A 22244-nucleotide genomic window follows, 5' to 3' on the forward strand; every position below is an offset into this window, starting at 1 on the left:
TCCTTGTTGCCTTGTGTAAGAGACGGGTCTGGTTCGACCCGCCGCCGGAACACGTTGGCCTGAAGGCCTGAGGCCTTCAGTCGATCTGGCCTACATCAGTCGCTTGCGCTCACTGGAGGGCGCTATGCCGAGGGACTCGCGATACTTGGCGACCGTCCGACGGGCGACTTGGATGCCTTGTGCCTCCAGTAAACCAGCGATCTTGCTGTCGCTCAACGGCTTTTTCGCGTTTTCTGCTGCAACCAGTTTTTTGATGATCGCGCGGATCGCGGTGGACGAGCATTCGCCGCCTTCGGAGGTGCTGACGTGGCTGGAGAAGAAATATTTCAGCTCGTAAATGCCACGTGGGGTGTGCATGAATTTCTGCGTGGTAACGCGTGAAATCGTTGACTCGTGCATACCCACCGCTTCGGCGATGTCGTGCAGCACCAGGGGCTTCATCGCCTCGTCGCCGTAGTCGAGGAAGCCACGCTGGTGTTCGACGATCTGCGTGGCCACCTTCATCAGCGTTTCGTTGCGGCTCTGCAGGCTCTTGATGAACCAGCGGGCCTCCTGCAACTGGTTACGCATGAAGGTGTTGTCGGCGCTGGAGTCGGCGCGTTTGACGAAGCCGGCATACTGCGGGTTGACCCGCAGGCGCGGCATGGCTTCCTGGTTCAGCTCCACCAGCCAGCGTTCGTTGTGCTTGCGCACGATGACGTCGGGTACGACGTATTCCGGCTCGCTGGATTCGATCTGCGAACCCGGACGCGGATTGAGGCGCTGGATCAGGTCGATGACCTGGCGCAGTTCGTCTTCCTTGAGCTTGGTGCGGCGCATCAACTGGGCGTAATCGCGGCTGCCGAGCAGTTCCAGGTAGTCGCCGACCACGCGCTGGGTTTCGTTCAGCCAGGGGGTGTTGGCGGGCAGCTGGCGCAGTTGCAGCAGCAGGCACTCGCGCAGGTCGCGGGCGCCGATACCGGCCGGTTCGAACTGCTGGATGCGGTGCAGCACCACTTCCACTTCATCCAGTTCGACATCCAGCTCGGGGTCGAAGGACTCAGTCACTTCCTCGAGCGTTTCTTCGAGGTAGCCGTCATTGTTGATGCAGTCGATCAGGGTCGCTGCGATCAAGCGATCCTTGTCCGACATGGGTGCCAGGTTCAGTTGCCAGAGCAGGTGGCTGTGCAGGCTCTCACCGCTGGAGGTGCGCGTGGTGAAATCCCACTCGTCATCATCGTTGCTGGGCAGGCTGCTGGCGCTGGTCTGGTAGATGTCTTCCCAGGCCGTGTCGACTGGCAACTCGTTGGGAATGCGCTCGCCCCAATCGCCTTCTTCCAGGTTGTCCACCGTGGGGGCGGTTTCCTGGTAACTCTCTTCCTTGCTCGGGGTCGGAGTGGCGCTTTCGGCGCCATCAGCCATTGGATCACTGTTGTCGAAGTCGTCGCCGTCTTCCTGGCGCTCGAGCATGGGATTGGATTCCAGTGCCTCCTGGATTTCCTGTTGCAGGTCCAGAGTAGACAGTTGGAGGAGGCGGATAGCCTGTTGCAGCTGCGGGGTCATCGTCAGCTGCTGGCCCATCTTGAGGACTAGCGATGGTTTCATTGCAGACCTTAATTTACTGGCGAGTTACGCCTTCCACATCAGGGCGCCGAAGCGCCGCCAGGAAGCAAATTATATGCCTGAATTTCTGGGCTTTGCCTAGAGGCTGCCATATTTCTGTAGTGAAACAGCGGGCAGCCTACAGGCGGAATTCGTGGCCCAGATATACCTCTTTCACCGTCTGGTTGGCGAGGATGGTCTCGGCGTTACCTTCGGCGATCAGCTGTCCATCGTTGACGATGTAAGCGGTCTCGCAGATGTCCAGGGTTTCGCGCACGTTGTGATCGGTGATCAGGATGCCGATGCCCTTGGTCTTGAGGTGATGGATGATCTGTTTGATATCGCCCACCGAGATCGGGTCCACCCCGGCAAAGGGTTCGTCGAGCAGGATGAACTTGGGGTTGGTGGCCAGGGCCCGGGCAATCTCCACGCGACGTCGTTCACCGCCAGACAGGCTCATGCCGAGGCTGTCGGCGATATGGTGGATGTGGAACTCCTGCAGCAGGCTTTCCAGTTCCGCCTGGCGCCCGGCGCGGTCCAGGTCCTTGCGCGTTTCGAGGATGGCCATGATGTTGTCGGTTACCGACAGCTTGCGGAAGATCGAGGCTTCCTGCGGCAGATAGCCGATGCCGGCGCGCGCGCGGCCGTGCATGGGCTGATGGCTGACGTCGAGGTCGTCGATCAGCACGCGGCCCTGGTCGGCGCGTACCAGGCCGACGATCATGTAGAAGCAGGTGGTCTTGCCTGCGCCGTTGGGGCCGAGCAGGCCAACAATCTGACCGCTTTCGATGCTCAGGCTGACGTCACGCACGACCTGGCGGCTTTTGTAGCTTTTCGCCAGGTGTTGGGCTTTGAGAATGGCCATTACTGCTGCTGATCCGCGGGTTTGTTCTTCGGTTGGATGACCATGTCGATACGCGGGCGTGGCGTGCTGACGTTGCCGCCTGTTGCGCGGCCGGCGTTGACGATCTGGCGACGGGTGTCGTAGACGATCTTCTCGCCTTCGAAGGTATTGCCTTCCTGAATCACTTTGGCCTGGTCGATCAGTACGATGCGCTCATTGCTGGCGAAGTACTGGATGGTCCTGCCGTAGGCCTTGACGATGTCCTTGTCCACGGCAGGCTTCTGCTCGTAATAAGCCAGGTTGCCCACCGAAGTGAAGACATCGATATCGCCGCTGGCGGTCTGGGTGATGGTGACGGTGTCACCCGTGATCTTCAGGGTGCCCTGAGTGATGATCACGTCGCCGCGGTAGACGGCTACACCTTGCCGGTCATCCAGTTCGGCGCTGTCGGCCTGGATGCGGATCGGTTGATCACGATCCGATGGCAGTGCCCAGGCAGCCGCGCTTCCCAATGCGGCGCCGAGGCTGAGAATCAGGGGGAGGGTATTAACGAACCTCATGCTGGCCTCTTACGTTGGACTGCAGGAGCATCCTGCCGTCATTCAAGTACGCTTTCATTCCTTGTGCCGTGGTCACCCCGTTGGCCGCGACGATTCTAACGGCTTGCTCGGTCTGCGCATATTCCTTGTCAGGAATAACGGTCATACGACTGCTGGTGATAACGGTGGGGCGGTTCTTGGCGTCGGTGCGGGCGATGCGCACGTCGTCGATCAGTTCTACCTCGACGCCGCCAGGCGAGACTTCGGCGCGCTGGCTGGTGACTTCCCAGGGCAGTTCGGTGCCGCGATAGAGCTCCAGCTTGGGGGCGTCGATCAGGGTGATGTCGGTGCTTTTGATGTGCTCGAGCTTGTCCGCGGTCATGCGGTAGTGCAGTTTGCCGTCATCCTGGAACTGCACGGTGCGCGCGCCGACCGCATAGAAGTCAACGACGTTGTCGTCGCTGGCCCGCTGGGCTTGGCGTGCGCTGTCCGGGGCAAGGTTCCAGTAACCGAGTGCGGCCACGACGACTGCAATCAGAGCAAAGATCAGGGTGTTGAGGATTTTACGCGGCATGCTGTTCTCTACAGGTAGGCGGCCTGGGCCGCATCCAGTGTGCCCTGGGCACGCATGATCAGTTCGCAGAATTCCCGTGCCGCACCGTCGCCGCCGCGTGCCTGGGTTACGCCATGGGCGTGCTGGCGGACGAAGCTGTCGGCGCTGGCCACGGCCATGCCCAATCCGACCCGGCGAATGACCGGAAGGTCCGGCAAGTCGTCGCCAAGATAAGCGACCTGTTCATAGCTTAGGCCGAGTTCGGCAAGCAGGCCGTCGAGTACCACGAGTTTGTCCTCGCGGCCCTGGAACAGGTGCTGGATGCCCAGGTTGTTGGCGCGGCGCTCGACCACCGGGGTTTTGCGCCCGCTGATGATGGCGGTGCGCACGCCCGAGTTGATCAGCATCTTGATGCCGTGGCCGTCGAGGGTGTTGAAGGTCTTGAACTCGCTGCCGTCTTCGAGGAAGTACAGGCGGCCGTCGGTAAGCACGCCGTCGACGTCGAAGATCGCCAGTTTGATGGCGCGGGCGCGTTGCAGCAGGTCGTTCATCACATCACTCCGGCGCGCAGCAGGTCATGCATGTTGAGGGCGCCGACCGGGTTGTCCAGGTCGTCGACCACCACCAGCGCATTGATCTTGTGGTCTTCCATGATCTTCAGGGCCTCGGCCGCGAGCATCTCGGCACGAGCGGTCTTGCCGTGCGGAGTCATGACCTCGTCGATCATGGCCTGGCGCACGTCGATGCCCTTGTCCAGGGTGCGGCGCAGGTCGCCGTCGGTGAAGATGCCGGCGAGGCGGCCGTCTTCTTCCAGTACAACGGTCATGCCCAGGCCTTTCTGGGTCATTTCCAGCAGAGCGTCGCGCAGGCTGGTGCCGCGGCGCACGCGTGGCAGGGCATCGCCTGCGTGCATGACGTTCTCTACCTTGAGCAGCAGGCGTCGGCCAAGGGCGCCGCCCGGATGGGAGAAGGCGAAGTCTTCGGCGGTGAAGCCGCGCGCTTCCAGCAAGGCGATGGCCAATGCGTCACCCAGTACCAGACTGGCGGTGGTCGAGGAGGTCGGCGCCAGGTTCAGTGGGCAGGCTTCCTGCGAGACGCGAGCATCGAGATTGACCTCGGCGGCCTTGGCCAGTGGGGAATCCGGGTTGCCTGTCATGCTGATCAGACGGATACCGAGGCGTTTGATCAGCGGCAGCAGGGTGACGATCTCTGCGGTCGAGCCCGAGTTCGAGAGCGCCAGGACGATGTCGTCCTTGGTGATCATGCCCATGTCGCCATGGCTGGCTTCTGCCGGGTGGACGAAGAAAGAGGTGGTGCCAGTGCTGGCCAGGGTCGCAGCAATCTTGTTGCCGATATGCCCAGACTTGCCCATGCCGACCACGACTACACGTCCCTTGCAGCTGAGAATCAGCTCGCAGGCCTTGATGAAATTGGCATCGATGCGGGGCAACAGCTCCTGGACCGCTTCAAGTTCGAGGCGGATGGTACGCTGCGCGGAATCAATCAGGTCGCGGGTCTGGTTCATGCTGGGCAGGGCTGTCGGGCGAAAAAAGACGAGGATTATAACGGGAAAAGCTTGTCGTGCTCACCTTTGCCGTATGCAGGGCAGTGCCGAAGCTGTCGCAAGTCTGAACGCTGCGCCGTGGTGCTATTGGGCGACATGTTCGGCAAATGCTATAGTTCGCGGCCATTTTGGCCCCCTCTGGCTGGCGCGTGTCCTCGCTTCTGGAGGCGGCGTCTGCCAGGAAGGCCTGATTTTCAAGGAGTTCAGATGAGCGCCGAGCACGAGTACGCGATCGAGTTGCAGGGCGTGAGCTTTCAGCGCGGCGCGCGGTCGATTTTCGACAAGGTCGATATCCGCATACCGCGCGGCAAGGTGACCGGCATCATGGGGCCCTCCGGCTGCGGCAAGACCACGCTGCTACGCCTGATCGCTGCCGAGCTGCGTCCTTCGGCCGGTGATGTTCGTGTGGCGGGCGTCAGCCTGCCGAAGCTGTCGCGCGACGAGCTGTTCGACATGCGCAAGCAGATGGGCGTGCTGTTTCAAAGCGGTGCACTGTTCACCGACCTCGATGTATTCGAGAACGTGGCCTTTCCACTGCGTGTGCATACCCAGCTGCCGGAAGAAATGATCCGCGACATCGTCCTGATGAAGTTGCAGGCCGTTGGCCTGCGCGGAGCGCTGGAACTGATGCCGGACGAGTTGTCTGGGGGCATGAAGCGCCGTGTCGCGCTGGCCCGAGCCATTGCGCTCGATCCGCAGATTCTGCTGTACGACGAGCCTTTCGTCGGTCAGGACCCCATCGCCATGGGCGTCCTGGTGCGCCTGATCCGCCTGCTCAACGATGCGCTGGGTATCACCAGTGTGGTGGTTTCTCACGATCTTGCAGAAACCGCCAGCATCGCCGACTACATCTATGTCGTCGGTGATGCACAGGTGCTGGGGCAGGGCACACCGGCCGAATTGATGGAGTCGGATAACCCGCGCATTCGCCAGTTCATGAAGGGCATTCCGGATGGTCCGGTGCCGTTTCATTTTCCAGCGCCGGACTACCGCGAAGATCTGTTGGGGAGAGGTTGATGCGCAGAATTTCACCGCTCGAACGGCTGCGCCTGTTCGGTCGTGCGGGTATCGATGTGGTCGCGACCCTGGGGCGCTCTGTCCTGTTTCTGGTCAGTGCTCTGTTCGGCCGCAGCCGCGCCGGCAAACCTTTGCAACTGTTGATCAAGCAACTGTTCGCGGTTGGGGTGATGTCGCTGGCGATCATCGTCGTGTCCGGCATTTTCATCGGCATGGTGCTGGCCTTGCAGGGCTACAACATCCTGGTCAGCTATGGCTCCGAGCAGGCTGTGGGGCAGATGGTCGCCCTGACCCTGCTGCGTGAACTGGGCCCGGTGGTCACCGCGCTGCTGTTCGCCGGTCGCGCCGGTTCCGCGTTGACCGCCGAAATCGGCAACATGAAGTCCACCGAGCAGCTTTCCAGTCTGGAGATGATCGGCGTCGACCCACTCAAGTACATCGTCGCGCCGCGGCTGTGGGCCGGTTTCATCTCCATGCCGCTGCTGGCGATGATCTTCTGTGTGGTCGGCATCTGGGGGGCGGCGATGGTCGCCGTGGATTGGCTGGGCGTCTACGAGGGCTCGTTCTGGGCCAACATGCAGAACAGTGTTTCTTTTTATGACGACGTGCTCAATGGCGTGATCAAGAGCATCGTCTTCGCCTTCGTGGTGACCTGGATCGCCGTGTTCCAGGGCTACGACTGTGAACCCACTTCCGAAGGCATCAGCCGTGCGACCACGCGCACCGTGGTGTACGCCTCGCTGGCCGTGCTTGGCCTGGATTTCATTCTGACCGCTTTGATGTTTGGAGATTTCTGATGCAAAACCGCACGCTGGAGATTGGTGTCGGCCTGTTCCTCATGGCCGGTGTGCTGGCCCTGCTGCTGCTGGCCCTGCGCGTCAGCGGCCTGAGCGTCGGTAGCGCTGGCGATACCTACAAGGTCTACGCCTACTTCGACAACATCGCCGGGCTGACCGTGCGCGCCAAGGTCACCATGGCCGGCGTGAGCATCGGCAAGGTCACTGCGATCGATCTGGATCGTGACAGTTACATGGGGCGGGTGACCCTGGAACTCGATGGCAACGTCAATAACCTGCCCGAGGATTCCACCGCGTCGATCCTGACCGCGGGGCTGCTCGGTGAGAAATACATCGGCATCAGCGTTGGTGGTGACGAGGAGGTGCTCAAGGACGGCAGCACCATCCACGACACGCAGTCCTCGCTGGTGCTGGAAGACCTGATTGGCAAATTCCTGCTCAATTCGGTCAATAAAGATGAAGCCAATTGATGAGGGCTCCTGACATGTTCAAAACCGTGCGTAATTCCCTGCTGGTGTTGCTGGCTGCCATGCCGCTGCTGGCCGTCGCTGCACCAAGCGCCCATGACGTGGTGCAGCAGACCACCGAAACTCTGCTGGCGGACCTCAAGGCCAACAAGGAGCATTACCGCAGCAATCCCAATGCCTTTTATGACTCGCTAAACGAAATTCTCGGTCCGGTGGTGGATGTCGAGGGCATCGCCCGTGGCGTGATGACTGTGCGCTATTCGCGCCAGGCTTCGCCTGAGCAGATGAGCCGTTTTGAGGAGAATTTCAAGCGTAGCCTGATGCAGTTCTATGGCAACGCCCTGCTCGAGTACAACAACCAGGACATTCGCGTGTTGCCAGCCAGCGGCAGTGGCGAGGGCGAGCGCACCTCGGTCGGCATGGAAATTCGCGATGGCAAGGGCGTGGTCTACCCGCTGTCTTACACCATGGTGTCGATGGATGGTGGCTGGAAGTTGCGTAATGTGGTGATCAACGGCATCAACGTCGGCAAGCTGTTCCGCGATCAGTTCGCCCAGTCGATGCAGACCAATCGCAACGATCTGGACAAGGTCATCGACACCTGGGCTGACACTGTGGCCAGGGCGCGTCAGGCTCGGGGCGAATCGTGAGTCAGGCGAGCATCAGCGAGCGCGCTGCTGGGCAATTGCAGCTCAGCGGTGTGCTCGATTACAGCACCGGGCCGCTGCTGCGTGAGCAGGGCGCGCGCCTGATCGCGGCCAGCAGCGCTAAAAGTCTGGCACTCGATTGCAGCGCGGTGGAAAAGTCCAGCAGCGTCGGCCTGGCGCTGCTGCTGGCGTTCATGCGCGATGCGCGCAAGGCCGGGCGTGAGCTGACGATCAGCGCGCTGCCCGACGACATGCGCGAGATCGCCCAGGTCAGCGGCTTGCTGGAGTTGCTGCCGCTGCAAGCGTGAACCGTTTCCCGTCGTTCCGTCAGCGCCGGTGCTGGCGGGGTTCGCAGGCGGGAGGCTTTTTTGTATGATGGCCGACCCGCGGGCGCTGGTAGCCCGAATGCGTCAGTCGAGGTCGAGCATGCAGGCTGCAGAAGTAAAAAGCCTCCTAGAGGAAAAACTCCCGAATACCCAGGTGGAAGTCGAAGGCGAAGGCTGCAACTTCCAGCTCAACCTGATCAGCGACGAACTGGCCGCCCTCAGCCCGGTCAAGCGTCAGCAGCAGATCTATGCCCACCTCAATGCCTGGATCGCTGATGGCAGCATCCACGCCGTGACCATGAAATTCTTCAGCCAGGCCGATTGGGCCGCGCGTTCCTGAGCCTGCGGGCGACGAGATTCCTATGGATAAACTGATCATTACCGGCGGCGCTCGCCTCGATGGCGAAATCCGCATTTCCGGTGCGAAGAACTCTGCTCTGCCGATTCTGGCGGCCACCCTGCTGGGCGACGCCCCCGTCACCATCTGCAACCTGCCGCACCTGCACGACATCACCACCATGATCGAGCTGTTCGGTCGCATGGGCATCGAGCCGGTGATCGACGAGAAGCTGGCGGTGGAAGTCGACGCCCGTGCGATCAAGACGCTGGTCGCGCCTTACGAGCTGGTAAAAACCATGCGCGCCTCGATTCTGGTGCTCGGCCCCATGGTCGCGCGCTTCGGTGAGGCGGAAGTAGCGCTACCGGGCGGTTGCGCCATCGGTTCGCGTCCGGTCGATCTGCACATCCGTGGCCTCGAGGCCATGGGCGCGATCATCGATGTCGAAGGCGGCTACATCAAGGCCAAGGCGCCGGAAGGCGGCCTGCGTGGCGCACACTTCTTCTTCGATGTGGTCAGCGTGACCGGCACCGAGAACATCATGATGGCCGCGACCCTGGCCAAGGGCCGCAGCGTGCTGGAAAACGCCGCGCGTGAGCCTGAGGTGGTCGACCTAGCCAACTGCCTGATCGCCATGGGCGCGAAGATCCAGGGCGCCGGCACTGACACCATCATCATCGACGGCGTCGAGCGCCTGCATGGCGCGCGCTTCAACGTCATGCCCGACCGTATCGAGACTGGTACCTACTTGGTCGCCGCAGCCGTTACCGGTGGTCGGGTCAAGGTCAAGGACGCCGACCCTTCGACCCTGGAGGCCGTGCTGGCCAAGCTGCAGGAAGCGGGTGCTGAAATCACCACCGGTCCGGACTGGATCGAGCTGGACATGAAGGGCAAGCGCCCCAAGGCCGTCAACCTGCGTACCGCTCCATACCCGGCGTTCCCCACTGACATGCAGGCGCAGTTCATCGCCCTGAACGCGGTGGCCGAAGGCACCGGCACCATCATCGAAACCGTGTTCGAAAACCGCTTCATGCACGTCTACGAGATGCTGCGCATGGGCGCCAGCATCCTCGTCGAAGGCAACACGGCCGTGGTTACCGGTGTCGACAAGCTCAAGGGCGCGCCAGTGATGGCCACCGATCTGCGTGCATCGGCGAGCCTGGTGCTGGCCGCGCTGGTGGCCGAGGGCGATACGCTGATCGACCGTATCTACCACATCGACCGTGGGTACGAGTGCATCGAAGAGAAGCTGCAGCTGCTCGGCGCCAAGATCCGCCGCGTGCCGGGTTGATGGCGATCTGCTGCGCGTCGGTCCTGCTGCGTTAAAAACAGGCTCGGAATGCTCATTTACAACTTGTAAACTCCGCTTCCTCGCCTGTTTTTGCCTTGCATGACTCTAGCTCGCGAGATCGCAGATAGTGTGGCCACCCCTCTCGGGAGGCCGCTTCCGCTCAAGGAAACCGTTCCATGCTGACCATCGCCCTGTCCAAAGGCCGCATTCTCGATGACACCCTGCCGTTGCTGGCGGCGGCGGGTATCGAGCCGACCGAGAACCCGGACAAGAGCCGCAAGCTGATCATCCCGACTACTCAGGATGACGTGCGCCTGCTGATCGTGCGTGCTACCGACGTGCCGACCTATGTCGAGCATGGCGCGGCCGACGTCGGTGTCGCCGGCAAGGACGTACTGATGGAATACGGCGGCCAGGGCATCTACGAGCCACTGGATCTGCAGATCGCCAAGTGCAAACTGATGACGGCTGGCAAAGTCGGTGCGCCGGAGCCGAAAGGGCGCCTGCGCGTGGCCACCAAGTTCGTCAACGTCGCCAAGCGCTACTATGCCGAGCAGGGTCGTCAGGTCGACATCATCAAGTTGTACGGTTCGATGGAACTGGCGCCGCTGGTGGGCCTGGCTGACAAGATCATCGATGTGGTCGACACCGGCAACACCCTGCGTGCCAACGGCCTGGAACCGCAGGAGCTGATCGCCACCATCAGCTCGCGCCTGATCGTCAACAAGGCCTCGATGAAGATGCAGCACGCGCGCATCCAGTTCTTGATCGATACCCTGCGTGGCGCCATCGAGGCGCGACACCAAGGCTGACTCCTCACCGCGACTTCTGGTCGCGGCAGCCTATCCGTGTCATAGCCATTTTTCTCAGGTGCCCGCACGGTGGGCTTGCTACTCTAGCGGCGCCTGAGATTTGCTATTACACGAGGCTTTGCCATGACCGCTCCCATTGCTGTTCGCCGACTCAACGCCGCTGACCAGGATTTTGCCCGACACCTGGATCATCTGCTGAGCTGGGAGAGTGTGTCCGACGATGGCGTCAACCAGCGCGTGCTGGAAATCATCCAGGCCGTGCGTGAGCGCGGCGATGCCGCCCTGGTCGAGTACACCCAGCGCTTCGATGGCCTGGAGGTCGCCGCCATGGCCGACCTGATCCTGCCGCGTGAGCGTCTGGAACTGGCCCTGACCCGTATCAGCGCCGAGCAGCGTCAGGCTCTCGAAGTGGCCGCCGAGCGCGTGCGCAGCTACCACGAGCAGCAGAAGCAGGATTCCTGGCGCTACACCGAAGCCGACGGCACGGTGCTGGGGCAGAAGGTCACCCCGCTGGATCGCGCCGGCCTCTACGTGCCTGGCGGCAAGGCTTCCTATCCGTCTTCGGTGTTGATGAACGCCATTCCGGCCAAGGTCGCCGGCGTGCCTGAAGTGGTAATGGTGGTGCCGACCCCGCGCGGTGAGATCAACGAGATCGTCCTGGCAGCTGCCGCCATCGCCGGCGTCGACCGCGTGTTCACCATTGGTGGCGCCCAGGCAGTTGCCGCGCTGGCCTATGGCACCGAGAGCGTACCGCCGGTGGACAAGATTGTCGGCCCCGGCAACATCTATGTGGCCACCGCCAAGCGTCACGTGTTCGGCAAGGTGGGCATCGACATGATCGCCGGTCCGTCGGAAATCCTCGTGGTATGCGATGGTCAGACTGACCCGGACTGGATCGCCATGGACCTGTTCTCTCAGGCCGAGCACGACGAAGACGCGCAGTCGATCCTGGTCAGCCCGGATGCCGCCTTCCTCGACCGCGTCGCTGAAAGCATCGGCAAGCTGCTGCCGACCATGGAGCGCGCCGAGATCATCCGCACCTCGCTGGAGGGGCGCGGCGCCTTGATCCAGGTGGCGGACATGGCGCAGGCCATCGCGGTGGCCAACCGCATCGCGCCGGAGCACCTGGAGCTGTCGGTCGCCGATCCGGAAGCCTGGCTGCCCGAGATCCGCCATGCCGGTGCGATCTTCATGGGCCGCTACACAGCAGAAGCCTTGGGCGACTATGTGGCCGGCCCGAATCACGTGCTGCCCACTTCCGGCACCGCGCGTTTTTCCTCGCCGCTGGGGGTGTATGACTTCCAGAAGCGCTCGTCGATCATCTTCTGCTCGCCGGATGGCGCATCGGAGCTGGGCAAGAGTGCCTCGGTGCTGGCCCGCGGCGAGTCGCTGACCGCACACGCGCGCAGCGCCGAGTACCGCATCAAGTGATGTAGGGCGCGTCACGCGCGCCCATTGATTATCCGCGGTGCGCACAGCGCACCCTACGCATTTCGAGGAGAGAAGGGCAGATGAGCAAATTCTGGAGCCCCTTCGTCAAAGACCTGGTGCCCTATGTGCCAGGTGAGCAGCCCAAGCTGAGCAAGCTGGTCAAGCTCAATACCAACGAGAACCCTTATGGTCCGTCGCCCAAGGCCATTGCGGCGATGCAGGCTGAAGTCAACGACAACCTGCGTTTGTACCCGGACCCCAACAGCGACCGCCTGAAGCAGGCAGTGGCTGACTACTATGGCGTGCAGACCAACCAGGTGTTCGTCGGCAACGGCTCTGACGAGGTGCTGGCGCACGCGTTCCATGGCCTGTTCCAGCATGACGCGCCGCTGTTGTTTCCTGATATCAGCTACAGCTTCTATCCGGTTTATTGCGGCCTGTACGGTATCGAGTACCAGCAGGTGGCGCTGGACGAGCAGTTCCAGATTCGCGTCGAGGACTATGCCCGGCCCAATGGCGGCATCATCTTCCCCAACCCCAATGCGCCGACCGGCTGCCTGCTGCCGCTCGAGGCCATCGAGCGTCTGCTGCGAGCAAGCCCGGACAATGTGGTGCTGGTAGACGAGGCGTATATCGACTTCGGCGGTCAGACGGCCATCGCCCTGGTCGACAAGTATCCGAACCTGCTGGTCACCCAGACCCTGTCCAAGTCGCGCTCTCTGGCGGGCTTGCGCGTGGGCCTCGCGGTCGGTCATCCGGACCTGATCGAGGCGCTGGAGCGGATCAAAAACAGCTTCAACTCCTATCCGCTCGATCGCATGGCCATCGCGGGTGCTGCGGCGGCGTTCGAGGACCGCGCTTATTTCGAGAAAACTTGCCAGCAGGTGATCGAGAGCCGTGAGGCGGTGGTCGCCGGTCTACAGGGGCTGGGCTTCGAGGTGCTGCCTTCGGCGGCGAACTTCGTCTTTGCTCGTCACCCGGGCAAGGACGCCGCGACTCTGGCAGCCGGGCTGCGCGAGCAAGGGGTGATCGTGCGCCACTTCAAGCAGCAGCGCATCGCTCAGTTCCTGCGTATCACCATCGGTACCCCGGAGCAGAACCAGGCCCTGCTGGACGCCCTGCAAGGCCTTTGATCCAGGCGGTTCTGAACAGAGCCGGTGGCGCGTCAGCGTCACCGGCTTTTTTCATGGCGCAGAGGGGGATTACTCGTGGTGCGGCTGGCCAAGGAAGGTCAGTGAGGTGAACAGGCCGCGGCTCTCGATATTCGGGTCGTTCTCCACCGGTACGTAGACCGAGGCGCTGATGATGTTCAGCGCCTCGTTGCGCACCGTTACCTGGGCGCGGCCCTCGGCATCGGTTACCGCGCTGACCTGATGCGGTGCGCCGCGATAGTCGCCGACCAGCTCGACGCCTGCCATCGGCTTGCCGTCCACCAGCACGCGCACCGGCAGCGGCTTGCCGGGGCCGACCTTGAGCGGATCGACTTGCGGAACGATGACCAGTTTCAGCGGCTCGAGGTCGGGCAGCTTGGCGCCCTCGCTGTAGATCGCCAGGCTGTACTTGTAGGTGTGCAGCGACTGGGTCGAGTTCGTCACCTGGCTGCGGCCCTGGTTGATCCATTGGCCTTCCGGGGTCTTCGACCAGGCGCCATTGTCCAGGGCCACGCCGAGCACCGCGGGTTTCTTCAAAGGTTGCAGGCGGGCATGGTCAGAAAGGCGTTCGACCGTCACCGGAATCATTCGACCTGCCGCGTCATAGGCCCAGGCGCCACTGATCTTCTCCGCCTTGAAGGCATCGTCCTCGGCGCCGTGGCCGTAGACGACTTCGATATTGCCGCGGCGCTCTTCGGTCCAGAGACCGTGGGCGAGAGCGCTGCTGCTGGCGAACAGGCCGGCGAGAAGCAGGTAGGCAGGAATACGCATGTGAATCTCCGATTCAAAGGTTGAGGGTCAGGCTGACGATGAGATTGCGAGGGTCGCCGGGCATTACCCAGACGTTGTTGAACGAGCGTTCGTAGTACTTGCGGTTGAACAGGTTGTTGAGGTTCAGGCCCAGGTTCAGGTCCTTGGTGGCTTGCCAGCGCGCCAGCAGATCGACCGTGGTGTAGGCCGGCAGCTCGAAGTTGCTGCCGGTCTGCCCGGAACGGTCGCCGACGTAGTTGACTGCGGCGCCGAGTTCCGAGCCCTGCAGCGAGCCACCCTGGAACTGGTAGACGCTCATCAAACTGGCGCTGTTGCGGGCGATGCCGAGCAGATCGCTACCCTCGGGGATGCTGTTGTCCTTGGTTACCTCGGCGTCGATGTAGGCGTAGGCGCCGATCACCCGTAGGGCATCGGTGAGCTGGCCGCTGACCTGCAGGTCCACGCCCTGGCTGCGCGCCTTGCCGGCGGCGATGCTGTCGCCCGGATTGTTCGGGTCGGCGGTCAGCACGTTTTCCTTGTCGATATGGAACAGCGCCACAGTGGCGCCGAGGCGGCTATCGAGCAGGTTGAGCTTGAGGCCGGTTTCGTAGCCGAGGCCCTTCTCCGGTTTGAACACCTGCCCCTGGGCGCCGATGGCATTGGGTTTGAACGACATCGAGGCATTGGCGAACACGCCGACCTCTGGCGTCAGCTGATAGAGCACGCCCGCGCGCGGGGTGGCGACATCCTTGCTTTGCTCGTTGCTGACGCGGCTACTGCGGTTCAGTGCGGTCTGCTCGAAACGCTCCAGGCGCACGCCGAGCAGGCCATTCCAGTGGTCATTGAAGCTGATCTGATCCTGCAGGTTGAGGGCGTAGCTTTCGGTGTGCTCGTGGAAGTCGTTGGGATTGACGATGGGGGGCTTGGGCTGACCATAGATCGGGTTATAGATGTCCTGGCCATAGCCCAGCCCGGTGACGCTTTGCGGATACTTCTGGCTGTTGCGGTAGTTCTCGTACTCCAGGCCCAGCAGCGTGTGGTGCTGCCAGCCGGCCAGCTCGAACTGCCCATGCAGCTCGGCCTGGGTGATGCTGTCGTTCCATTCGAAGCTGCGCTCACGATAGAAGCGCGTGACCTGATCGCCAATCAGGCGCGAAGGCTCGGAGCTGTTGCCATCCAGCGTGCCCTGGCTGTAATGGCTGGCCAGGCGCAGTTTCCAGGCGTCGTTCAGGTAGTGCTCGAGGCTGACCTGCAGCAGTTGGTTGTCGTTGCGGATCTTGCCGTCGTTGGGTTCGCCGAGAAAGGTCGAGCGCTTGACCGCGCCCATCTTGCCATCCACCGCGGGAATGCCACGGTCGAACACCGAGTCGGTGCGCGAGAACTCGCTGTCGATCATCAGCAGGGTGTCGGGCGACAGCTGCCAGCTGAAGGTCGGGTTGATGATCTGTCGCTGGTTGCCGACGTGGTCGCGAAAACTGCCGTTGTCTTCGACTGCCAGGTTGACCCGCGAAAGCAGGGTGCCGTCCTCGTTCAGCGGCGTATTGACGTCGAGGCTGCTGCGGTAGCGATCCCAGCGTCCGGCGCTGGCCTTGAACTGGGTGAAGGGTTCCAGTTGCGGGCGCTTGGTGACGATATTGACCAGCCCGCCTGGGTCGCCGCGGCCGTAGAGGGCTGCCGCCGGCCCCTTGAGCACTTCCAGGCGCTCGATGGCCGATGCGTCCGGCGAGCTGTAGCTGCCGCGGTTGATGGCAAAACCATTGCGGTACAGCTCGCCGGTGGTGAACCCGCGCACGCTGTAGTTGAGGAAGGTCAGGCCGCCGAAGTTGTTCTGCCGCGAGACGCCGCCAGCGAAATCCAGGGCGCGGTCGATACGGCTGCTGCCGAGATCGTCCAGCACTTGGGCGGGGACCACGCTGATGGCCTGGGGAATTTCGCTGATCGGCGTGTCGGTGCGGGTGGCGCTGGATGAGCGTTTGGCGCGGTAGCCCTGTACCGGGCCATCGGCTTGTTCACTGGGGGCGCTGATGATGCTGTCAGCCAGTTGGGCCGGAGATTCGGCGGCAAGAGCGCAGGGTGTTAACAGGCTGCCGGCAAGCAAGGCGGTAGTGACGCGCAAAGGGAAAGTCTCCGGATGATTGGTATTAATGTAATAACATTACAATAACCTCAGTCGAGAAAAGTTCCTACTTGAAATTGCTCGCCGATCAGTTGCCGTTAACGGGAGGGCGAATACCGATCTCGGCGGTCAGCTGCAGCGGTTTGCCGTTGCGCAACACGTCGATGCGGATCTTGTCGCCTGGTTTGGTGCGCGCGACCTGATTCATCGAACGGCGCCCGTCGCTGGCCGGTTCGCCATCGATGCTGAGAATCAGGTCGCCAGGCTGCAGGCCGGCTTTCTGCGCCGGGCCGTCGCGATAGACACCGGCGACAACGATGCCGGGGCGGCCATCGAGGCCGAAGGACTCGGCCAGCTCTGGCGTCAGTGGTTGCACCTCGACACCGAGGTAGCCGCGAATCACCTGGCCGTGCTCGATGATCGCCTGCATCACTTCCATGGCCAGTTTCACCGGGATGGCGAAGCCGATGCCCTGCGAGCCGCCGGACTTGGAAAAGATCGCCGTGTTGATGCCCACCAGGTTGCCGTGCGCATCGACCAGCGCGCCGCCAGAGTTGCCCGGGTTGATCGCCGCATCGGTCTGGATGAAGTCTTCGTAGGTGTTGAGGCCCAGTTGGTTGCGCCCGGTGGCGCTGATGATACCCATGGTCACGGTCTGGCCGACGCCGAAAGGGTTGCCGATGGCCAGGGTCACATCACCGATGCGAATGCTGTCGGAGCGCCCCAGGGTGATCGCCGGGAGATTGGGCAGGTCGATCTTCAATACGGCCAGGTCGGTTTCCGGGTCGCTGCCGATCACCCGTGCCAGGGTTTCGCGGCCGTCCTTGAGGGCGACGACGATCTGGTCGGCGCCGCTGACCACGTGATTGTTGGTCAGCAGATAACCTTCACGGCTCAGCAGTACGGCCGAGCCGAGGCTCGACTCCATGCGCTGCTGGCGTGGCAGGTTGTCGCCGAAGAAACGGCGGAAGGTCGGGTCTTCGAACAGCGGATGAGCCGGTTTGCTCACCAGTTTGGTGGTGTACAGGTTGGCCACTGCTGGCGATGCGGTATCGACTGCCTCGGAGTAGGACACCGGGCCTTCCTGCAGGCGGCTGTAGAGCGGAGCCTGTACCAGTTGCACTTCCTGGCGTGGCAAGCCGACCCATTCCGGGTAGCGCTGGATCAGCAGCAGTGCGAACAACACACCGACCAGCAGGGGCCAACCGAGAAAACGCAGTGCCTGGGGCATCGAGACAATCCTGAGGGTTGCGGGGGCCAAATTCGGCCCTTAAGGTGGCGCATTATAGTGAGGTGCTCGCCAATTAGGCAGCGGCCCGCAACAGCTTGTGAGGAATCTTCATGGCCATTGCCCTGTCCACGCTAGTGGAAGAAGCTGACGCCTTTCTTAACGCGTCGCGTATCAATGATTACTGCCCCAATGGCCTTCAGGTCGAGGGTCGTCCGCAGGTCAGCCGCATCGTCAGCGGCGTCACCGCGAGTCAGGCGCTGATCGAGGCGGCCATCGAGGCCGAGGCTGATGTGCTGCTGGTGCATCATGGCTATTTCTGGAAGGGCGAGAACCCCTGTGTCACCGGCATGAAACAGCGTCGCCTGAAAGCGCTGCTGGCCAACGACATCAGCCTGCTGGCCTATCACCTGCCGCTGGATGTGCACCCCGAGGTGGGCAACAACGTGCAGCTCGCACGGCAGTTGGGCATTGTCGTCGAGGGCCTGCTCGAACCGGAGAATCCGCGCACCGTTGGCCTCGTTGGCTCGCTGGAGGAGCCGATGAGCGCGGCCGACTTCGCCCGGCACGTGCAGCAAGCGCTGGGGCGTGAGCCGCTGCTGGTCGAGGGCGACGGGCTGATCCGTCGCGTCGGCTGGTGCACGGGTGGCGGGCAGGGCTATATCGACCAGGCGATTGCTGCCGGTGTCGACCTTTACCTGACCGGCGAAGCCTCCGAGCAGACTTTCCATAGCGCGCGTGAGAATGGCGTGAGCTTCATCGCTGCTGGCCATCATGCCACCGAGCGCTACGGCGTGCAGGCGCTGGGGGATTATCTGGCACGGCGTTTCGCCCTCGAACACCTGTTCATCGACTGCCCCAACCCGATCTGAATCGCCCGTACGGGCAGGCATAACGCTAGATCGTTTCGGTCTAACTGGCGTCCTGAGTATAAGCAGACGCTGTGGTAGAGTGCGCGCTCGTCCACGGCCCGCCGGCCCCATAACAGCAAACCGTGAGTAGCCATGCTCGACAAATTGACCCATCTGAAGCAGCTAGAGGCGGAAAGCATCCACATCATTCGTGAAGTGGCCGCCGAATTCGACAACCCGGTGATGCTCTATTCCATCGGCAAGGATTCAGCCGTGATGCTGCACCTGGCCCGCAAGGCGTTCTTCCCTGGCAAGTTGCCGTTCCCGGTACTGCACGTCGACACGCGCTGGAAATTCCAGGAGATGTATCGCTTTCGCGAAAAGATGGTCAGTGAATATGGCCTGGAACTGCTGACCCACATCAACCCCGATGGTGTGGCGCAGGACATGAACCCCTTCACCTACGGCAGTGCCAAGCACACCGACGTGATGAAGACCGAAGGCCTCAAGCAGGCGTTGGACAAGTACGGCTTCGACGCCGCCTTCGGTGGTGCGCGCCGCGACGAAGAGAAGTCGCGCGCCAAGGAGCGCGTGTATTCCTTCCGCGACAGCAAGCACCGCTGGGACCCGAAGAATCAGCGCCCCGAGCTGTGGAACGTGTACAACGGCAAGGTCAAGAAGGGCGAGTCGATCCGCGTCTTCCCGCTGTCGAACTGGACCGAGCTTGATATCTGGCAATACATCTACCTGGAGCAGATTCCAATCGTGCCGCTGTACTTCGCCGCCGAGCGCGAAGTGATCGAGAAGAACGGCACGCTGATCATGATCGATGACGAGCGCATCCTCGAGCACCTGTCCGATGAAGAGAAGGCGCGTATCACCAAGAAGATGGTGCGTTTCCGTACCCTCGGCTGCTACCCGCTGACCGGTGCGGTGGAGTCCACGGCGCTGACCCTGCCTGAAATCATCCAGGAGATGCTCCTGACCCGTACTTCCGAGCGCCAGGGCCGCGTGATCGATCACGATGCCGCCGGGTCGATGGAAGAAAAGAAACGTCAGGGCTATTTCTGAGGATCGCGCACCATGAGTCACCAATCCGATTTGATCGGCCAGGACATTCTCGCTTACCTGGCCCAGCACGAGCGCAAGGAACTGCTGCGCTTTCTTACCTGCGGCAACGTCGACGACGGCAAGAGCACGCTGATCGGCCGCCTGCTGCATGACTCCAAGATGATCTACGAAGATCATCTGGAAGCCATCACCAAGGATTCGAAGAAAGTCGGCACCACCGGCGATGACATCGACCTGGCACTGCTGGTCGACGGCCTGCAGGCCGAGCGCGAGCAGGGCATCACCATCGATGTGGCCTACCGCTATTTCTCCACCGCCAAGCGCAAGTTCATCATCGCCGACACCCCCGGCCACGAGCAGTACACGCGCAACATGGCCACCGGCGCTTCGACCTGCGACCTGGCGATCATCCTGATCGACGCCCGCTACGGCGTGCAGACCCAGACCAAGCGCCACAGCTTCATTGCCTCCCTGTTGGGCATCAAGCACATCGTCGTGGCCGTCAACAAGATGGATCTGAAGGACTTCGATCAGGGCGTGTTCGAGCAGATCAAGGCCGACTACCTGGCCTTCGCCGGGAAGATCAACCTGCGCCCGACCACCCTCGAGTTCGTGCCCATGTCGGCGCTCAAGGGCGACAACGTGGTCAACAAGTCCGAGCGCTCGCCCTGGTACACCGGCCAGTCGCTGATGGAGATTCTCGAGACCGTCGAAGTCGCTGGCGACCGCAACTTCGATGACCTGCGCTTCCCGGTGCAGTACGTCAACCGTCCGAACCTGAACTTCCGCGGTTTCGCCGGCACCCTGGCCAGCGGCGTCGTGCGCAAGGGCGACGAGGTCATGGCGCTGCCTTCGGGCAAGACCAGCAAGGTCAAGTCCATCGTCACCTTCGAGGGCGAACTGGAACATGCCGGGCCGGGCCAGGCCATCACCCTGACCCTGGAAGACGAGATCGACGTGTCGCGCGGCGACATGCTGGTGCATGCCGACAACCGTCCGCAGGTCACCGACAGCTTCGAGGCCATGCTGGTATGGATGGGCGAAGAGCCGATGTTGCCGGGCAAGAAGTACGACATCAAACGTGCGACCAGCTACGTGCCGGGCTCGATCCCGAGCATCGTGCATCGCGTCGACGTGAATACCCTGGAGCAGGGCGCGGCCAGCGAACTGAGGCTCAACGAGATCGGCCGGGTCAAGGTGGCGCTGGATGCATCGATCGCCTTGGACGGCTACGAGTACAACCGCACCACCGGTGCCTTCATCGTCGTCGACCGCCTGACCAATGGCACCGTCGGCGCCGGCATGATCATTGCCGACCCGGTCGCCCATGGCGGCGGTCAGCACGGCCGCCTGGCCCATGTATCGACCGAGGAGCGTGCTTCGCGCTTCGGTCAGCAGCCGGCCACCGTGCTGTTCAGCGGCCTGTCTGGCGCGGGCAAGAGCACCCTGGCCTACGCCGTGGAGCGCAAGCTGTTCGACATGGGCCGCGCCGTGTACGTGCTCGATGGCCAGAACCTGCGCCATGACCTGAACAAGGGCCTGCCGCAGGACCGCGCCGGCCGCGCCGAGAACTGGCGCCGCGCCGCCCATGTGGCGCGTCAGTTCAACGAGGCTGGCATGATCGCCCTGGCCGCCTTTGTCGCTCCGGATGCCGAAGGTCGCGAGCAGGCCAAGGCGCTGATCGGTGCCGAACGCATGGTTACCGTCTACGTCCAGGCCTCGCCGCAGATCTGCCGCGAGCGTGACCCGCAGGGGCTGTACGCCGCTGGTGGTGACAATATCCCCGGCGAAGGCTTCCCCTACGACGTGCCGCTGGATGCCGATCTGGTGATCGACACCCAGGCGCAGTCGGTCGAAGAGGGCGTCAAGGCAGTGCTGGATCTGCTGCGCAGCCGCGGCTCGATCTGACGTTCTTGCGCTGAACGAGAAGCCCTGCAGTGATGCGGGGCTTTTTCATTCCTGGCCACGCGCGGAGCCGGCGATCTTTACCTAATAAAAAGGTTCTTCGCATTTTCGCGAGGAGGATACGCTTGACACCGGGCTGGCAATTACGTGTGAGCTTTCGATGACTTGGCACTCTCCATTCACACGCCGCCTGGCCTGATGGGTTTCGCCCCTTACGGGCGAGTCACTTTCTCTTGCTTGCCCAAGAGAAAGTAACCAAAGAGAAGGGCACCCCGACATCCGGCCCCGGCTGCACCGGGGTTCCCTCGCTCCATCACCACTCCAGGAGCACGCTGCGAAGAGCCATCCTTGGCCCATCGCAGCTCTCGCGACATCCATGTCGCTCAACCCCTTACGCGGCGATTCCACTCGGCCTCCTGAAGGGGACTTGGGCGTCGCCTGCGTGATCGCTGCCTAAAAGCAAAAACAAAAACAGACACCGTCGAGCTTGAGCCCGAGGAAATCTTGCAAGCTCGCGACCTGGTCCCCTTCAGGAGGCCGAGAGGAGGTGTTGCGTAGGGGAGCGAGCCGCATGGATGCGGCGAGAGGCTTAATGGGCCAGGGATGGCCCATGTAAGCCGGCCCCCGGAGCGGCACCGGAACGAGGGAAGTTTCGCGCAGCGAAACCCGGATGTCGGGGGGCCCTTCTTTGGCACACCTTTCTTGGGCAAGCAAGAAAGGTGTGGCGCCCGTAAGGGGCGCAACCCAAACGTTCAGGCGACGCGGTAATGGATAGTGCTAAGTCAGTAAGTAATACGCACACAAATTTGCCAGTCCGGTGTGTCAACCCGCACTGCCTCCAAACTATGCGAAGAACCATAAAAAAGCCCCGCAATCCAGAGCGTGTGAAAACGCACTGACGCCAGAAAAATCCAACGCCCCGACTGGTTCGGGGCGTTGGTGTTTTTGAAGCATGGAAATGGAAAG

The 22244-nt window shown here is 62.3% G+C and carries 23 protein-coding genes; 13 read left to right on the top strand and 10 right to left on the bottom strand.

The window, feature by feature from the left end; genetic code table 11:
- Positions 1-90 precede the first annotated feature (90 nt).
- The 6 genes from BM186_RS22305 to BM186_RS22330 form a co-directional block, all read right to left on the bottom strand.
- Entirely contained in the window at positions 91-1584 is a 1494-nt protein-coding gene (locus tag BM186_RS22305) for an RNA polymerase factor sigma-54 (RefSeq protein ID WP_072423070.1), read from the bottom strand.
- Positions 1585-1720: 136 nt separating this feature from the next.
- Complete coding sequence (lptB, locus tag BM186_RS22310; RefSeq protein WP_072423069.1) at positions 1721-2446, bottom strand: LPS export ABC transporter ATP-binding protein; 726 nt, start codon at positions 2444-2446, stop codon at positions 1721-1723.
- The gene (gene lptA, locus BM186_RS22315) at positions 2446-2985 is read right to left on the bottom strand and encodes a lipopolysaccharide transport periplasmic protein LptA (protein WP_059390501.1); all 540 of its coding nucleotides are present in this window, start codon (positions 2983-2985) and stop codon (positions 2446-2448) included. Before lptA ends, lptB begins: the two co-directional genes overlap by 1 nt.
- The gene (gene lptC, locus BM186_RS22320) at positions 2972-3538 is read right to left on the bottom strand and encodes an LPS export ABC transporter periplasmic protein LptC (protein WP_074918478.1); all 567 of its coding nucleotides are present in this window, start codon (positions 3536-3538) and stop codon (positions 2972-2974) included. The genes lptA and lptC overlap by 14 nt, the downstream gene beginning before the upstream one ends.
- A gap of 8 nt (positions 3539-3546) precedes the next feature.
- Positions 3547-4068 (bottom strand): KdsC family phosphatase, encoded by a 522-nt coding sequence (locus BM186_RS22325; RefSeq protein ID WP_021488072.1) that lies wholly within the window; start codon positions 4066-4068, stop codon positions 3547-3549.
- Positions 4068-5042, bottom strand: coding sequence for a KpsF/GutQ family sugar-phosphate isomerase (locus BM186_RS22330; protein WP_074918480.1), 975 nt, complete (start codon positions 5040-5042; stop codon positions 4068-4070). The genes BM186_RS22325 and BM186_RS22330 overlap by 1 nt, the downstream gene beginning before the upstream one ends.
- A gap of 246 nt (positions 5043-5288) precedes the next feature.
- Between BM186_RS22330 and BM186_RS22335 the strand changes: the two genes are divergently transcribed.
- The 10 genes from BM186_RS22335 (at position 5289) to hisC (ending at position 13339) form a co-directional block, all read left to right on the top strand.
- Positions 5289-6098, top strand: coding sequence for an ATP-binding cassette domain-containing protein (locus BM186_RS22335; protein WP_021488074.1), 810 nt, complete (start codon positions 5289-5291; stop codon positions 6096-6098).
- Positions 6098-6895: a lipid asymmetry maintenance ABC transporter permease subunit MlaE gene (gene mlaE, locus BM186_RS22340; protein WP_017678926.1), complete on the top strand. Its 798-nt coding sequence runs from the start codon at positions 6098-6100 to the stop codon at positions 6893-6895. Before BM186_RS22335 ends, mlaE begins: the two co-directional genes overlap by 1 nt.
- Positions 6895-7365 carry an outer membrane lipid asymmetry maintenance protein MlaD gene (mlaD, locus tag BM186_RS22345; RefSeq protein ID WP_013714108.1) on the top strand — a complete coding sequence of 157 codons (471 nt, stop codon included), beginning with the start codon at positions 6895-6897 and terminating at the stop codon, positions 7363-7365. Before mlaE ends, mlaD begins: the two co-directional genes overlap by 1 nt.
- Before the next feature lie 14 nt (positions 7366-7379).
- Positions 7380-8012 carry an MlaC/ttg2D family ABC transporter substrate-binding protein gene (locus BM186_RS22350; RefSeq protein ID WP_074918482.1) on the top strand — a complete coding sequence of 211 codons (633 nt, stop codon included), beginning with the start codon at positions 7380-7382 and terminating at the stop codon, positions 8010-8012.
- Positions 8009-8317 carry an STAS domain-containing protein gene (locus BM186_RS22355; RefSeq protein WP_074918484.1) on the top strand — a complete coding sequence of 103 codons (309 nt, stop codon included), beginning with the start codon at positions 8009-8011 and terminating at the stop codon, positions 8315-8317. Before BM186_RS22350 ends, BM186_RS22355 begins: the two co-directional genes overlap by 4 nt.
- A 118-nt stretch (positions 8318-8435) precedes the next feature.
- Positions 8436-8675 (top strand): BolA family protein, encoded by a 240-nt coding sequence (locus BM186_RS22360; protein WP_003459267.1) that lies wholly within the window; start codon positions 8436-8438, stop codon positions 8673-8675.
- Between the two features lie 22 nt (positions 8676-8697).
- Positions 8698-9963: a UDP-N-acetylglucosamine 1-carboxyvinyltransferase gene (murA, locus tag BM186_RS22365; protein WP_021488078.1), complete on the top strand. Its 1266-nt coding sequence runs from the start codon at positions 8698-8700 to the stop codon at positions 9961-9963.
- 176 nt (positions 9964-10139) lie between these two features.
- The gene (gene hisG / locus BM186_RS22370; protein ID WP_074918486.1) at positions 10140-10775 is read left to right on the top strand and encodes an ATP phosphoribosyltransferase; all 636 of its coding nucleotides are present in this window, start codon (positions 10140-10142) and stop codon (positions 10773-10775) included.
- 123 nt (positions 10776-10898) lie between these two features.
- Entirely contained in the window at positions 10899-12206 is a 1308-nt protein-coding gene (hisD, locus tag BM186_RS22375) for a histidinol dehydrogenase (RefSeq protein ID WP_074918488.1), read from the top strand.
- 80 nt (positions 12207-12286) lie between these two features.
- A complete protein-coding gene (gene hisC, locus BM186_RS22380; protein ID WP_074918490.1) occupies positions 12287-13339 on the top strand; it encodes a histidinol-phosphate transaminase in 1053 nt (350 codons plus the stop codon).
- 69 nt (positions 13340-13408) lie between these two features.
- Here hisC and BM186_RS22385 read toward each other — a convergent pair whose 3' ends face one another.
- The 3 genes from BM186_RS22385 to algW all read right to left on the bottom strand — a co-directional run bounded on the left by BM186_RS22385 (position 13409) and on the right by algW (position 17454).
- Positions 13409-14128: a DUF4198 domain-containing protein gene (locus BM186_RS22385; protein WP_072423062.1), complete on the bottom strand. Its 720-nt coding sequence runs from the start codon at positions 14126-14128 to the stop codon at positions 13409-13411.
- 13 nt (positions 14129-14141) lie between these two features.
- Complete coding sequence (locus tag BM186_RS22390; RefSeq protein ID WP_074918492.1) at positions 14142-16223, bottom strand: TonB-dependent siderophore receptor; 2082 nt, start codon at positions 16221-16223, stop codon at positions 14142-14144.
- 88 nt (positions 16224-16311) lie between these two features.
- Positions 16312-17454: a Do family serine endopeptidase AlgW gene (gene algW, locus BM186_RS22395; RefSeq protein WP_017678937.1), complete on the bottom strand. Its 1143-nt coding sequence runs from the start codon at positions 17452-17454 to the stop codon at positions 16312-16314.
- A gap of 110 nt (positions 17455-17564) precedes the next feature.
- On the opposite strand from algW, the gene BM186_RS22400 reads away from it, so the two are divergent.
- The 3 genes from BM186_RS22400 to cysN all read left to right on the top strand — a co-directional run bounded on the left by BM186_RS22400 (position 17565) and on the right by cysN (position 21281).
- Positions 17565-18323, top strand: a complete 759-nt coding sequence (locus BM186_RS22400) for a Nif3-like dinuclear metal center hexameric protein (RefSeq protein ID WP_074918494.1) — start codon at positions 17565-17567, stop codon at positions 18321-18323.
- A 132-nt stretch (positions 18324-18455) separates the two neighbouring features.
- Complete coding sequence (gene cysD, locus BM186_RS22405; protein ID WP_017678939.1) at positions 18456-19373, top strand: sulfate adenylyltransferase subunit CysD; 918 nt, start codon at positions 18456-18458, stop codon at positions 19371-19373.
- A gap of 12 nt (positions 19374-19385) precedes the next feature.
- Positions 19386-21281, top strand: coding sequence for a sulfate adenylyltransferase subunit CysN (gene cysN / locus BM186_RS22410; RefSeq protein ID WP_074918496.1), 1896 nt, complete (start codon positions 19386-19388; stop codon positions 21279-21281).
- Between the two features lie 779 nt (positions 21282-22060).
- Here cysN and BM186_RS26775 read toward each other — a convergent pair.
- Positions 22061-22244: hypothetical protein (locus tag BM186_RS26775; protein ID WP_208606735.1), on the bottom strand; the 184-nt coding region annotated here is incomplete at its 5' end.

Source organism: Ectopseudomonas toyotomiensis, assembly GCF_900115695.1.
In the GTDB taxonomy this organism is placed as follows: domain Bacteria; phylum Pseudomonadota; class Gammaproteobacteria; order Pseudomonadales; family Pseudomonadaceae; genus Aquipseudomonas; species Aquipseudomonas toyotomiensis.